14 protein-coding genes and 1 pseudogene are annotated in these 11,876 nt (G+C 37.0%); 8 read left to right on the top strand and 7 right to left on the bottom strand.

The features are described from left to right. From P20495_RS22175 to P20495_RS05345, 8 genes and pseudogenes are all read left to right on the top strand, one after another. Positions 1-192: pseudogene (locus P20495_RS22175) on the top strand (integrase core domain-containing protein); the annotation flags it as partial. 414 nt (positions 193-606) lie between these two features. Beyond that, the gene (locus P20495_RS05320; protein ID WP_033016172.1) at positions 607-1,215 is read left to right on the top strand and encodes a hypothetical protein; all 609 of its coding nucleotides are present in this window, start codon (positions 607-609) and stop codon (positions 1,213-1,215) included. Between the two features lie 146 nt (positions 1,216-1,361). Continuing rightward, the gene (locus tag P20495_RS05325; protein WP_008137905.1) at positions 1,362-2,336 is read left to right on the top strand and encodes a transposase; all 975 of its coding nucleotides are present in this window, start codon (positions 1,362-1,364) and stop codon (positions 2,334-2,336) included. A gap of 259 nt (positions 2,337-2,595) precedes the next feature. Beyond that, complete coding sequence (locus P20495_RS20870; protein ID WP_050482459.1) at positions 2,596-2,796, top strand: transposase; 201 nt, start codon at positions 2,596-2,598, stop codon at positions 2,794-2,796. A 279-nt stretch (positions 2,797-3,075) separates the two neighbouring features. After that, positions 3,076-3,285, top strand: a complete 210-nt coding sequence (locus P20495_RS05330; protein ID WP_008137903.1) for a hypothetical protein — start codon at positions 3,076-3,078, stop codon at positions 3,283-3,285. Further along, positions 3,286-4,086, top strand: a complete 801-nt coding sequence (locus P20495_RS05335; protein WP_008137902.1) for a hypothetical protein — start codon at positions 3,286-3,288, stop codon at positions 4,084-4,086. A gap of 423 nt (positions 4,087-4,509) precedes the next feature. After that, positions 4,510-5,484 (top strand): transposase, encoded by a 975-nt coding sequence (locus P20495_RS05340; RefSeq protein ID WP_008137899.1) that lies wholly within the window; start codon positions 4,510-4,512, stop codon positions 5,482-5,484. Positions 5,485-6,014: 530 nt separating this feature from the next. Next, the gene (locus tag P20495_RS05345; RefSeq protein ID WP_008137895.1) at positions 6,015-6,806 is read left to right on the top strand and encodes an HNH endonuclease; all 792 of its coding nucleotides are present in this window, start codon (positions 6,015-6,017) and stop codon (positions 6,804-6,806) included. A gap of 37 nt (positions 6,807-6,843) precedes the next feature. Here the strand turns inward: P20495_RS05345 and P20495_RS05350 are convergent, their stop codons facing one another. From P20495_RS05350 to P20495_RS05380, 7 genes are all read right to left on the bottom strand, one after another. Continuing rightward, entirely contained in the window at positions 6,844-7,296 is a 453-nt protein-coding gene (locus tag P20495_RS05350; protein ID WP_008137894.1) for a GNAT family N-acetyltransferase, read from the bottom strand. 52 nt (positions 7,297-7,348) lie between these two features. Further along, on the bottom strand, positions 7,349-7,942 hold the full coding sequence (locus tag P20495_RS05355) for a DUF2238 domain-containing protein (protein WP_008137891.1): 594 nt from the start codon (positions 7,940-7,942) through the stop codon (positions 7,349-7,351). A gap of 61 nt (positions 7,943-8,003) precedes the next feature. Then, on the bottom strand, positions 8,004-8,795 hold the full coding sequence (locus tag P20495_RS05360) for an SDR family oxidoreductase (RefSeq protein ID WP_008137889.1): 792 nt from the start codon (positions 8,793-8,795) through the stop codon (positions 8,004-8,006). 59 nt (positions 8,796-8,854) lie between these two features. Next, entirely contained in the window at positions 8,855-9,358 is a 504-nt protein-coding gene (locus tag P20495_RS05365; RefSeq protein WP_008137888.1) for a DUF962 domain-containing protein, read from the bottom strand. Between the two features lie 83 nt (positions 9,359-9,441). After that, on the bottom strand, positions 9,442-9,849 hold the full coding sequence (locus tag P20495_RS05370; protein ID WP_008137885.1) for a hypothetical protein: 408 nt from the start codon (positions 9,847-9,849) through the stop codon (positions 9,442-9,444). Between the two features lie 70 nt (positions 9,850-9,919). Then, on the bottom strand, positions 9,920-10,594 hold the full coding sequence (locus tag P20495_RS05375) for a Crp/Fnr family transcriptional regulator (RefSeq protein WP_008137883.1): 675 nt from the start codon (positions 10,592-10,594) through the stop codon (positions 9,920-9,922). Positions 10,595-10,597: 3 nt separating this feature from the next. After that, positions 10,598-11,251, bottom strand: coding sequence for a hypothetical protein (locus tag P20495_RS05380; protein WP_007375480.1), 654 nt, complete (start codon positions 11,249-11,251; stop codon positions 10,598-10,600). Positions 11,252-11,876: the final 625 nt, after the last annotated feature.

The raw sequence follows: 11,876 nt of genomic DNA, 5'->3' as shown, positions 1-11,876 counted from the left end.
TTTAATCGCACGGTTAGGTATGACTGGCTAAGTCATTATATTTAAAGTGATATTAGTGAGTTACAAGATAAAGCAACCGATTGGTTATGGACTTATAATAATGAACGCCCTAACATGGGTATAGGTGGCATAACACCCATACAAAAACTGGAAAAGTTAAACAACGGAAATTCTACAGATAGCCTCCATTAAAAATGGGGGGATTACCGCTCAATGGCAACTGTATTGCCTTGTTCATAATATTGAAAAGCTGCAAAACACGATGCATTGATGAGGGAAAGCCCTTTTAACTTAAAATAAAGCCACTCAAACATCCGTAACCCCTTCCAAAACGCCAGTTAAAACAATACCAAACCAGCTTTTATATTCTATGAAAAATACAGTAATCGATTGAACCAAAATAGGAACTCAGCTATGGTTTGTTTATCAATAAAAAGAAATAAAAAACGAGTTAATCTACAGGCTCGTTAGCCCCTCACTTATATTCAGCATAATTAATTAGGAAGTAGTTTTGAGAAGAAATAAGGAACAATCATTAATAGATGGTTTTTTAACCACCTTAGAAAGTATGTAGAACGAGAACACAGACAGTTTGTTAAGTGCTCTATGGATGGATTTGATACAGTTTTAGGAGCTGACTATATATTTTCAGATAATGTTAGATTCTTGATGACTGAATTTAAGTATGACGAAAAAGACCTTATAAAAGAGTCAGATAAACATCGCCGATTAAAACTATGTAAGAAGTTAGATGAAGATGTATTGAAGGCACAACAAAGTCTAGACTGTCATTATATAGCGTGGTCTAAATCCTTACCTGAAAACAAGCGTAGGTTGTATTTTAATCAGTACAAGCTTCAAATATGCAATCAAGCTGTTTGGGGGAGTAAGAGCGAATTAAAAGGCAAAGAGCCAAATGATGAGAGGCAAAGAACTTCAAAAGATTTCATAATGAGTTTTTTGAATAAAGATCTTGGTGTCTCTTTTAAACTCTTTGACCATTATGTCTCTTGGCTTATTTCGCTAAATGGCGATGATGATTCTGCCGTGGAAATACTTATTGATGATCCAGATAGTGATGAACTTGATTATCAAGGGTTTGATTCTTTGCAACAACTTAAAGACTGGCTTGATCTGCACGCCCCCAAACTTGAGCAAACTAATGAGCCTGACGCCCCTGAGCCTGAAGATGATGGCCCAAAGTTTAGAATGTAGAAAAGGCTAACAAATCAAGCAAGTGGGACGCCAAAACACGGCGCTCCTTCTTGAAGCACAGGAATTATAGTGACACCCATCCTAAATTTTGCACTTTCGAAGTTAGAGGCTAGCCTTTATTTAGTGCAAAAAAAGCAGGGTGTCACATGGCAATTGCAAGAAAGCGTCAAGTAAGTTTGGTTGATACAAAATATTATCACTGTATTTCGCGTTGCGTGCGCCGTGCATTTTTATGTGGTGAAGACCACTTTACAGGTCAATCTTACGAGCACCGCAGAGGCTGGGTTGAAGATAAATTGCTTGAGTTAGCTAAGGTATTTTGTATTGATGTATGTGCTTATGCCGTTATGAGTAACCACACTCATTTAGTGCTGTATGTTGATGATAAAAAAGTGAATCGATTAAATGATAAAGCGATTATTATCCGCTGGCATAAACTCTGTAAAGGCACTGTACTTACGCAAAAATACATACAGGGTGAAAAGCTAAGTAAAGCTGAGCTTATCTTTTTTAATCAAACAGTAAAGGAATATCGAGAACGCCTATCAAGTATTAGCTGGTTTATGCGATTATTAAATGAAGACATTGCCCGCAGAGCAAATAAAGAAGACAACTGCACTGGCAGGTTTTGGGAGGGACGCTTTACGTCTCAAGCATTATTAGATGAAGCAGCACTTGCCGCTTGTATGGCGTATGTCGATTTAAACCCAATTAGAGCTAAAATGGCTAACACGCCTGAGGAATCAGACCACACCAGCGTTAAACAGCGACTAACATATGCAAAAGAAGGCAAACAACCAAAACAACTACTGCGCTTTGCAGGCATGCCACGTCAGATAATGCCAAAAGGACTCCCGTTTGAGCTTAAATCGTACCTTGAACTTGTTGAATTAACAGGGCGCTGTATACGAGAGGGTAAACGTGGTTATATTGAAAGTACACACTTACCCTTACTCGAAAGAGTTCATATTTCCCCCGAAAACTGGTTAAAGCTTACAACCCAATTTACGCGCGTATTTCATGGCGCAGTAGGCAGGCCAGCCTCACAAGCAAGTTATTGTGAAAACTTAAAGCGAAAGCGGCGAGCGAATATCAGTAACTGCGAAAAACTACTGGCATAAAATTTAAACTACTCAGTAAAACTATTCAGTAATAAATCACAACTGCATTATGCAGTTATTTTCATGCGCTTAATTTAGGTTTAAGCGTGATAATGAGTTATTTTATGGATGAAAAGTAAGTAACCGAGTAGTAAAAGATAAATTATTAACCTAAAAAGTGAATCTAGCCTAGATTGACTTTATTTATTTGGAGTGGCTGTCTGGTTTAATACAGTTTATAAATAATGAATCGCGCAAAAAACTGAGCTATGTTGATAAGATGAAAGTAAAAATAGACAGCCCCATAGGTCGACGACAATATAGCAAACGACTCGGGTGTATTGAGCCAGTGTTCGGGAACATTACAGTGAATAAAGGCATGAATAAATTGACCTTACGGGGTCAAACGAAAGTGAATGCGCAATGGCAACTGTATTGTCTTGTTCATAATATAGAAAAGCTGCAAAACACGATGCATTAAGAAGGGTAAGCGCTTTTACCCTAAATAAAAGCCACTCAAGTACCCGTAATCCCGTCCAAAACGCCAATTAAAACAACACCAAACTCCCACTTTATATTCTGCATAAAATACAGTAATCGATTGAACCAAAATAGGAACTCAGCTATGGTTTGTTTATCAATAAAAATAAATAAAAAACGAGTTAATCTACAGGCTCGTTAGCTCACTATGAAAATTCAGTGAACATTGAAATAAAACAATGTTATACTGGCCGTAAGTTGGCTTTTTGGAGATTATAAAATGACAGAATTATTAAAAAAGTTATTTAAACTAGCATTGTCTGTTGAAGATCAAAGAGTTCTTGATGCGCTAAACTCTTCAGATGTTGCATCCAAAAGAGTTGTTGGAAGAGGAACTCTGACAGTAAATGTATCTGATATTACTAGTTCAGCTAAATTCAAAAAATATAGCCAACAAGCTTCAGAAATTGTTGCTTCCCAAAATAACTAAGTGTTTCTACTTCTCATCATCCCTATTTTAATTTCGGGATTTTATGTTTGTAATCATAATCTATATTACTTTTATCGCCTTCATCGTTATGAAGGACAATATTTATACCTAAAAAGTGCTCTTCTTGGTTTTACATGTTTAGTTACAGCCTCCTTCACTGCTCTGTTTTTAAATAGCATTCTTCCCGATAAGATCTGGGTAATACCTTTAGATGTTATTGCCTATATTGATAGTCTTATTACTGCAGCGATCAAAGATCCAAAAATATCTACTATACAGCTCTCTTGGATAATATTGCTTTCAATATTGACTCAACTCACTGGTTGGTTATGGGTTCAAGTATCTCATATCCATATTAAACTGAGAGAAAAGGATGTTGAAAAATCAAAAATAATGCTGATGTCATCTATTTTGAGGGATAGTCCTTTAGATAATATTCTATTAGAGTCTTATATTGATGAAACCCCATTAATGCTGACATTAAATGATAGAAAAGTGTATGTTGGAATTGTATCTTCTCTAGGTGAGCCTAATGAATCAGAGGGTATGGATCAAGAAATTGCTATTATTCCAATCATGAGTGGTTATAGAAATAAAGAAAATTTCAGCGTCACATTTAATACCGATTATCAAATAATAGATAAAGATCTTAATATCGTTCTTAGACAAGAAATTATCAATTCAGCTACAGAATTTGATTTTGATACTTATAATAAATTTCTACAAAGCCGAAAAAATAAACTAGCTGACAGAAGCATATCAATTCCACCAGACTCTAAATACTTTTTCTGGAAGTCGTGAGCTAATCGGGTAGCCGGAGGTCTCTAACCTCCAGCCTCCACACCACCCATCATGCGCTTTTTATCAACAAAATTAGGATGACACCCATCCTAATTACCTTGAAAACAAAATTAGGATGACACCCATCCTAATTACCTTGAATCTGGCGTAGATTGACTTTATTTATTTGGAGTGGCTGTCTAGTTTAATAGGGTTTACTTTTCTACAGTGGTCAAATTTTGTAAATGCTACATCCCTGAATGAAGCATACAAAAATCACCAAAGTAACGTTCAAGTACTATGAATTATAGTGACACCCATCCTGTGAATTATAGTGATATGAATTATAGTGAGATATGAATTATAGTGACACCCATCCTAAATTTTGCACTTTTCGAAGTTAGAGGCTAGCCTTTATTTAGTGCAAAAAAAGCAGGGTGTCACATGGCAATTGCAAGAAAACGTCAAGTAAGTTTGGTTGATACAAAATATTATCACTGTATTTCGCGTTGCGTGCGCCGTGCATTTTTATGTGGTGAAGACCACTTTACAGGTCAATCTTACGAGCACCGCAGAGGCTGGGTTGAAGATAAACTGCTTGAGCTAGCTAAGGTATTTTGTATTGATGTATGTGCTTATGCCGTTATGAGTAACCACACTCATTTAGTATTGTATGTTGATGATAAAAAAGTGAATCGATTAAATGATAAAGCGATTATTATCCGCTGGCATAAACTCTGTAAAGGCACTGTACTTACGCAAAAATACATACAGAGTGAAAAGCTAAGTAAAGCTGAGCTTATCTTTTATAATCAAACAGTAAAGGAATATCGAGAACGCCTATCAAGTATTAGCTGGTTTATGCGGTTGTTAAATGAAGATATTGCGCGCAGAGCAAATAAAGAAGATAACTGCACAGGACGGTTCTGGGAAGGCAGATTTACATCACAAGCATTACTAGATGAAGCAGCACTTGCCGCTTGTATGGCGTATGTCGATTTAAACCCAATTAGAGCTAAAATGGCTAACACGCCTGAGGAATCAGACCACACCAGTGTTAAACAGCGACTAACATATGCAAAAGAAGGCAAACAACCAAAACAACTCCTTCGCTTTGCAGGCATGCCACGTCAGATAATGCCAAAAGGACTCCCGTTTGAGCTTAAATCGTACCTTGAACTTGTTGAATTAACAGGGCGTTGTATACGAGAGGATAAACGCGGTTATATTAAAAGTACACACTTACCCTTACTCGAAAGAGTTAATATTTCCCCCGAAAACTGGTTAAAGCTTACAACCCAATTTACGCGCGTATTTCATGGCGCAGTTGGCAGGCCAGCCTCACAAGCAAGTTATTGTGAAAACTTAAAGCGAAAGCGGCGAGCGAATATCAGTAACTGCGAAAAGCTACTGGCATAAAATTTAAATTACTCAGTAAAACTATTCAGTAATAAATCACAACTGCATCATGCAGTTATTACGATGCCTGTAATTTAGGTTTAAGTGTGATAATGAGTTATTTTATGGATAAAAAGTAAGTAACCGAGTAATAAAAGATAAATTCTTAACCTAAAAAGTGAGCCTAGCCTAGATTGACTTTATTTTTTCGGAGTGGCTGTCTAGTTTAATCGTCTTTGTTTTTGAGCTTCAACAAGGCCTTTTACTGGTGATACCACAGGCTATGGCGAGTCGTTCGCTAACACTCCGTTTTATTAAACTGCGTACTTTCGTGCGTGGTTTACGCCATTGCCGCCAGTAGCAAAAGCCACTCAAACACCCGTAATCCCTTCCAAAACGCCAATTAAAACAATATCAAACACTTCTATATTCTGCGTAAAAATACAGTAATCAATTGAACCAAAATAGGAACTCAGCTATGGTTTGTTTATCAATAAAAACAAATTTAAAAACGAGTTAATCTACAGGCTCGTTAGGCATAAGGAAAATTGATGCAAGTCTGGAGATTAGTAGCGCACCATGAAGAATCTCGAAAAGCTCTATCGAAAATGATTGATATTGGGCGAATCGCGATCGGTTGGTCAAATATAGGCGACATAAAAGATTTAGCACCTAGAAATAGTAGTGAAATTGCAGCTAAATTGAAAAGTATTCAACCTGATGTTGAAAATGCAAATATGGCAGGCCCAAGTCTTTGGAATCTTTTTTCAGAAGTAGAGATTGGTGATCAAGTCATAGTTACCGCAAATAAAAAACGGAAATGCGTTTTTACTATAACTGGGCCGTATATATTTGACCCAAATAATTCTATTCTCGGTTATTCACATCAAAGGCAAGCCGCGCTCACAAACATTGACCCCGAGAAGTTATGGCAAGCGTCTGAAGGAAATGTTGCTGAAGGAGAAAGTGTCAGATGGACATTAGTTAAGTGCCAAGGCACAAAAAAATCTTCTGATATTGTCTACTTTGAAGGGAAAAGATATTCAGTTACATCTACAGCAATTGAACGTGATAGATCTGCCCGAGATAAATGTATCAATCACTTCGGCTGTAGTTGCCAAGTATGTGGAATTAATTTTGAAGATGTATATGGAAATATTGGGCGTAACTATATCCATGTGCATCATCGAGTTGATTTAGCACATAGTAATGGGGAATATATTATAAACCCTGAGGCTGATTTGGTTCCTCTTTGTCCTAATTGCCATGCAATGATTCATACAGATAAGCCTGCTATGTCAGTAGAGAAACTAAAGTCAATCTATGCAGCTAATTATGCCTAACAAGACCTTGAAACGGACAATGCTCTTCCCCCGTTTATTAGACCTCACGATTATTTTTACCATAAACATTCTCAGGGTTTATTTGCATTAGTAGTGCGGGGTTGTCTATTGATTTAAACCCGTATTGTGCATAAAGCCCGTGTGCATCAGAAGTTGCTAATAAAAAGCGCCTGAGCCCTTGCAGCTCAGGGTGCTCCATTATCGTTTTAATAAGTAACTTACTCAGACCATTACCTTGCAAATCTGGGGTAATAAATACATCGGCTAAATAGGCAAAGGTTGCTTTATCGGTAACTACTCGGGCAAAGCCAACTTGTTCGTTATGAGCGTTGTAAACACCAAAGCACATTGAGTTATCAATAGCCGATTGCATCACGCTTTTAGGAATGCCTTTGGCCCAATAGCTATTAGCAATAAAGTTATAAATAACGTTAAAGTTAAGTTTGCTTTTGTCTGTGCTAATTGAGTAATCACTAGTGTTTGCGGTCATACGTTAGTAGTCTTTTTTACCAATGCTTTTATAAGCGTTTATATAACTTTTTCTATAAATAATCTTTAACGTTTTTAAGCTGTTTGTCGTGTACTTTTGAAAGCACTAATAGCGAGCAAATAGCCCCAAATAACGCCAGTCCCATATCTGATTGGGTATCCCACACGTAACCTTGCGTGCCTAAAAACGCTTCTGCGTTTTCGCCGCTTAACACTGCAACCCACCACTCTATTAATTCGTAAAAGGCGCTAAATGCCAAACATACCGAAATAACAAAGGTGATTAACCAGCCTCGACCATTTACTACTTTTTTGCGCAGTAAAATTTCGCGAGCTAGTAGTGCAGGTACAAACCCTTGAAAAAAGTGCCCTACTTTGTCGTAGTTATTACGCTCGCTACCAAATAGGTTATCGAAAAAAGGAACTTCGGCGTAGGTGTAATGCCCGCCAATCATCAGCACAATGCAATGCGCTAAAATAAATGTATATAAAATAGGAGTAAGTTTAAAGTGACTATAGGTACTTGCTAGCAGCACTAAACCAATAATTGCGGGGATAACTTCAAGCAGCCATGTAAATTGATCTTTTGGGTTAATACCAGAGTAAATTAATACAATAAAAAACAGGCTCAGCCATAAATACTTCATTTAGAATCCTTTTCTAAATTGATCAAATTTACGGCATTTTACGCCTTTGAAATAAACGACGCTACCTATAGTTTGTTTTTGCGCTTAGCCTATTAAACAAAGTAGGAAAAAAGCGCTTAATTGTAGGCGCCCAACCACTTAAACCTTTGCCAATAATCACTTCGTCTTTTTTATTACTAATGGCACGAATCATTTTTGAAGACGCTACACTTACATCCATGCCATTTTCTATCGACTCTTCTGGTTTATTTTGCGCTATGCCTTGCTCGTTTAATGAGTTATGCGCAATTGCTGTTTTAATAGAGCCTGGGCAAATTGTTAAACAATGAATGTTATGTTGTGCTACTTCTGCACGTAGGCAATCCATAAAACCAACAACCGCATATTTAGAACCCGAATAACCCGTTCTAAATTTTGAACCAACTTTACCCGCCACACTACTAATAGACACAATTGAGCCACTGCGCCTTGCCACCATAGTAGGCAATACAGCTTTAGTAAGTGCAATTAAGCCAAAGTAATTAACCTCCATTAATTGGCGATACACGTTAAAATCGTTTTCTAAAAATAAACTGCGCTGCGATACGCCGCCGTTATTAATTAAAATATCAATTGCAGGAAGCTCGCTCATTTTTGCTGTTACTGTACTCAGTACATGCTCTGGCTGAGCTAAGTCCAGCGGCACAACTAAGTGCCCTTCGCCTTTAAGCGTTGCTTTTAAATCGTTTAGTTTATCTACATTGCGCGCCGATAAAATAACGCGCGATCCAAGCTCAGCAAATTGTATAGCAAGCTCTTTACCAATACCTGATGATGCGCCGGTGATCCACACGGTTTTATTATTATATTGCATGCGTTATCTGCCTTTTATTGTTATTTATTAGGTTTTATTAAAGTACTTAGTAATGTATTTTACGCCTTTGTAGGGCCTGCTATTGCGTTTACTTCATCTTCTAATGTTTTGTAAAAGCCCATTAAAAATAGTAGCTCAACGGTTACGTACAAAGGGCCAATAATTAAACCAATTAGGTCATCTACAAACGCTGGTTTTTTACCTTCGTAATAGTGCCCAATAAACTGCAGTACCCAGCCAAATACAAACACACCTACGCCAATACTCAACCAAGGCCAAAACGCCATTGCCGCAATAGGCTGAGCACCAACAAGGAGTAAGGTGAATATTACGGCCATAATAAAGCCAAGCGAAAAGCTCAGCATAAAATAATAAACAACCGACGCTAATACAAAAAGTTGTGCGCCATCAATTACAAAGCTACCAAGGGGTATTTGAATACGCGCAAGTAAACACAACGCTGCAAATACAATGAGCGGAATACCAAAAAAGTGCGTTAGTACATTGCGCTTAGAACGATGATATAAACCATATTTACCAAGTTGCTGTTGAAGTGTTTTCATTTTATTGCCTTTATTTTATGTGTAAAACTTACTTTAGCAAAAGTAGACACAACAACAATGTCAGGTACCCGACATTGTGTAAATTAAGCAAATGCAGAAATTATTTTACCCGGCTCATGCTCACCTTGCATATCAATTCGCTCGCGCCCTTGTTGATACTCTTGATCGATCATTTTTTGAAGTTCCTCAATTTTATCAGCAATTGCGTCAGGGTCTGCGCCCTCACCTTGTAGCTCTTTAGTGAGTTCTTCTATTGCCGCTTTTAGCTCGTCTATCTTGTCTTTATTTACACCTAAGCGCTGATAAACCAGCGCTTCTTGCGCGCTTTCTAAAAATGTTTGCTCTTGAGGGGCTGAGCTTATGCCTTTAACTTCACTTGTTTTTTCATTAGGGAGGAGATTAGTTGCCGTAACTTCGCTCGGACTTGCCGCTTTAGTTATACTCGATGAGTTATAGTTACTATATTGATTTTTAAAGGTTATTGTTGTCATTAGCTCAAATCCATTGTTGCGTTACATTATCTGTAGCAATTTTGGTTCCAACTAAAAATACCCATCCTATTTAAGCTTGTGCAGCACAGGCCTGTAACTTCTGTTTATCTATAATAGTAATACGTTGATACCCCAAGCTAATAGCTTGTAGGCTAACAAGTTGTTGCAGTATCTGATTAATAGTTTGGCGCGTTAGGTAGGTCATATCAGCAAGTTGCTGCTGAGATAAAACAAGCGGTGTTAAGTGCTCTGTGTGTTCACTCAACATTAAAAGCCGATTACATACTTTTTGCTCAGCGCTTAATAACGCATGATCTTCCATTGAGGTAAACATTAGCCGTAACTTTTGTGCCAGCAATAAACCAAACTCTTGCCAATATTGTGGCTGTTCATTTAAAAGCTGTTCAAGCGCGCGTTGGGGTACGTAAAAAAGCACAACATCAGTTTGTGCATATACATCATGAGTGCGCAGGCCACCATCAAACAAGGTAACTTCGCCAAACCACAGTGATGAATCAATAAAGCTCAATACGGCTTCTTTGCCTTCGTTGCTTACGCCACTAATACGCACCACGCCGCTAAGTACGGCATAAATTCCATCGTGCTTATCGCCTCGCAAAAATAATGATTGCTGGGCTTTTAGCGTGAGCGTTTTGCCTTGCGTTAATAAAAAGCTTTTTAAATAAGGGCTGCGGTTTTTAAACCAGTGTCCTTGTTCAATCACCTTTTGCTGTTGTGGAGTCATTATTTACTGCATTTTCTTATTAAAAGGCTGCCTTTCACTGACCAGCTTTTTTGGTAAATTTAAATCAGTTGCTATAACAAAGTCATCATAAGGATCGTTACCTGAAAAAAGCTCAGTTATTAGCGTTTTATTTTTATAAACATTAACGGTTACACCACTGCCCATGCCGCCTGAGTTAATAATATAATAATGATACTCGCCATTACTAAAAAATAAAATACTCTCGCCAATACGCCCTACTTGCCTGTAGTAACTACCAAATGGTGCACTTGGTGTAGCTTCTTTTTCAAGCCCTATGTCATTAATTCGACCAAATCGATAGCTCAATGATGAGTCGTCTTTAGCAACACAAATAGAAAGTACGTTATCAGTAGGCTCAAGTTTATAAGCAATATCTTCACTTGGATTACGCAGCACTTTTTGCATCTTAGCGTTTATATAAGCGGTTTCATTCATTTTACAATGTGTTGCAACTAACCCTAGTACTAACACTGGATCCTCAACGTTAGTAAATTGTTCTTGTTGTTTTGAATCTGAAGATGGTTTTACTAAATCCTCTAAATGGGCTTTTTTCTGCGAAGACGAAACTTGATCATCACACCCAAATAGTACTAATAAGAAAAAAGAATAAAAGCTCGCTAAAAATTTATTGCGCATAAAAAATCCATCTATGAGAGAACCTTTAAAATAGCGATAAAACTAGCGACTCGCAACTCCCTTATGCGTAATACTTTATAAGTTTATGGTTAAACCATATTCTGCAAAAACTACCTTACTTTTTAGTGATTTATTTAACGATTTTTTAAACAATTATTGGTTTTTTAATAACCTATTCATAAAGTGAGATAGTACCGCCGCTTGATGCGTTTTCATCAATTGCGTTTTACATAATCACTACATCGGCATTTTCGCTAAGTTAGCAAATGTACCTATTTTTTGTTGAGTGACTAAGGGCCGATTTATTAATTTTAGCTAGTATTAAAAGCTGATTTAAACACCTTATAAATGTGTGTAAATAACTAAATTAATCAATAATTAGTTTTCTTATAATAAAATGTTGTTACACCACCATTTCAAATGGTTTTTTATAACCAATTGTAATTTATAATTTAAATAAAATTAAATCTAAAAAACATACATTTTAAAAACAATTTAGTCTCATTTTATTAAAACAATAGTTGACCCTATACAAAATTTAAACTAGCATTTCTGGAAGCGCTTCCACAAAGTCTAGTTAAACAGATCTTTCTGGAAGCGCTTCCATACATTTGACAATGTTTAT

Source organism: Pseudoalteromonas sp. BSi20495 (assembly GCF_000241185.1).
In the GTDB taxonomy this organism is placed as follows: domain Bacteria; phylum Pseudomonadota; class Gammaproteobacteria; order Enterobacterales; family Alteromonadaceae; genus Pseudoalteromonas; species Pseudoalteromonas fuliginea.
This window is presented reverse-complemented; position numbering and strand designations above follow the sequence as displayed.

What these genes read in the sequence shown, in the direction of transcription:
- P20495_RS05320 (WP_033016172.1), top strand. Translation starts at nt 607, where the DNA reads ATGGATGGATTTGATACAGTTTTAGGAGCTGACTATATATTTTCAGAT.
- P20495_RS05325 (WP_008137905.1), top strand. Translation starts at nt 1,362, where the DNA reads ATGGCAATTGCAAGAAAGCGTCAAGTAAGTTTGGTTGATACAAAATAT.
- P20495_RS20870 (WP_050482459.1), top strand. Translation starts at nt 2,596, where the DNA reads ATGAAAGTAAAAATAGACAGCCCCATAGGTCGACGACAATATAGCAAA.
- P20495_RS05330 (WP_008137903.1), top strand. Translation starts at nt 3,076, where the DNA reads ATGACAGAATTATTAAAAAAGTTATTTAAACTAGCATTGTCTGTTGAA.
- P20495_RS05340 (WP_008137899.1), top strand. Translation starts at nt 4,510, where the DNA reads ATGGCAATTGCAAGAAAACGTCAAGTAAGTTTGGTTGATACAAAATAT.
- P20495_RS05345 (WP_008137895.1), top strand. Translation starts at nt 6,015, where the DNA reads ATGCAAGTCTGGAGATTAGTAGCGCACCATGAAGAATCTCGAAAAGCT.
- P20495_RS05350 (WP_008137894.1), bottom strand. Translation starts at nt 7,296, where the DNA reads ATGACCGCAAACACTAGTGATTACTCAATTAGCACAGACAAAAGCAAA.
- P20495_RS05355 (WP_008137891.1), bottom strand. Translation starts at nt 7,942, where the DNA reads ATGAAGTATTTATGGCTGAGCCTGTTTTTTATTGTATTAATTTACTCT.
- P20495_RS05360 (WP_008137889.1), bottom strand. Translation starts at nt 8,795, where the DNA reads ATGCAATATAATAATAAAACCGTGTGGATCACCGGCGCATCATCAGGT.
- P20495_RS05365 (WP_008137888.1), bottom strand. Translation starts at nt 9,358, where the DNA reads ATGAAAACACTTCAACAGCAACTTGGTAAATATGGTTTATATCATCGT.
- P20495_RS05370 (WP_008137885.1), bottom strand. Translation starts at nt 9,849, where the DNA reads ATGACAACAATAACCTTTAAAAATCAATATAGTAACTATAACTCATCG.
- P20495_RS05375 (WP_008137883.1), bottom strand. Translation starts at nt 10,594, where the DNA reads ATGACTCCACAACAGCAAAAGGTGATTGAACAAGGACACTGGTTTAAA.
- P20495_RS05380 (WP_007375480.1), bottom strand. Translation starts at nt 11,251, where the DNA reads ATGCGCAATAAATTTTTAGCGAGCTTTTATTCTTTTTTCTTATTAGTA.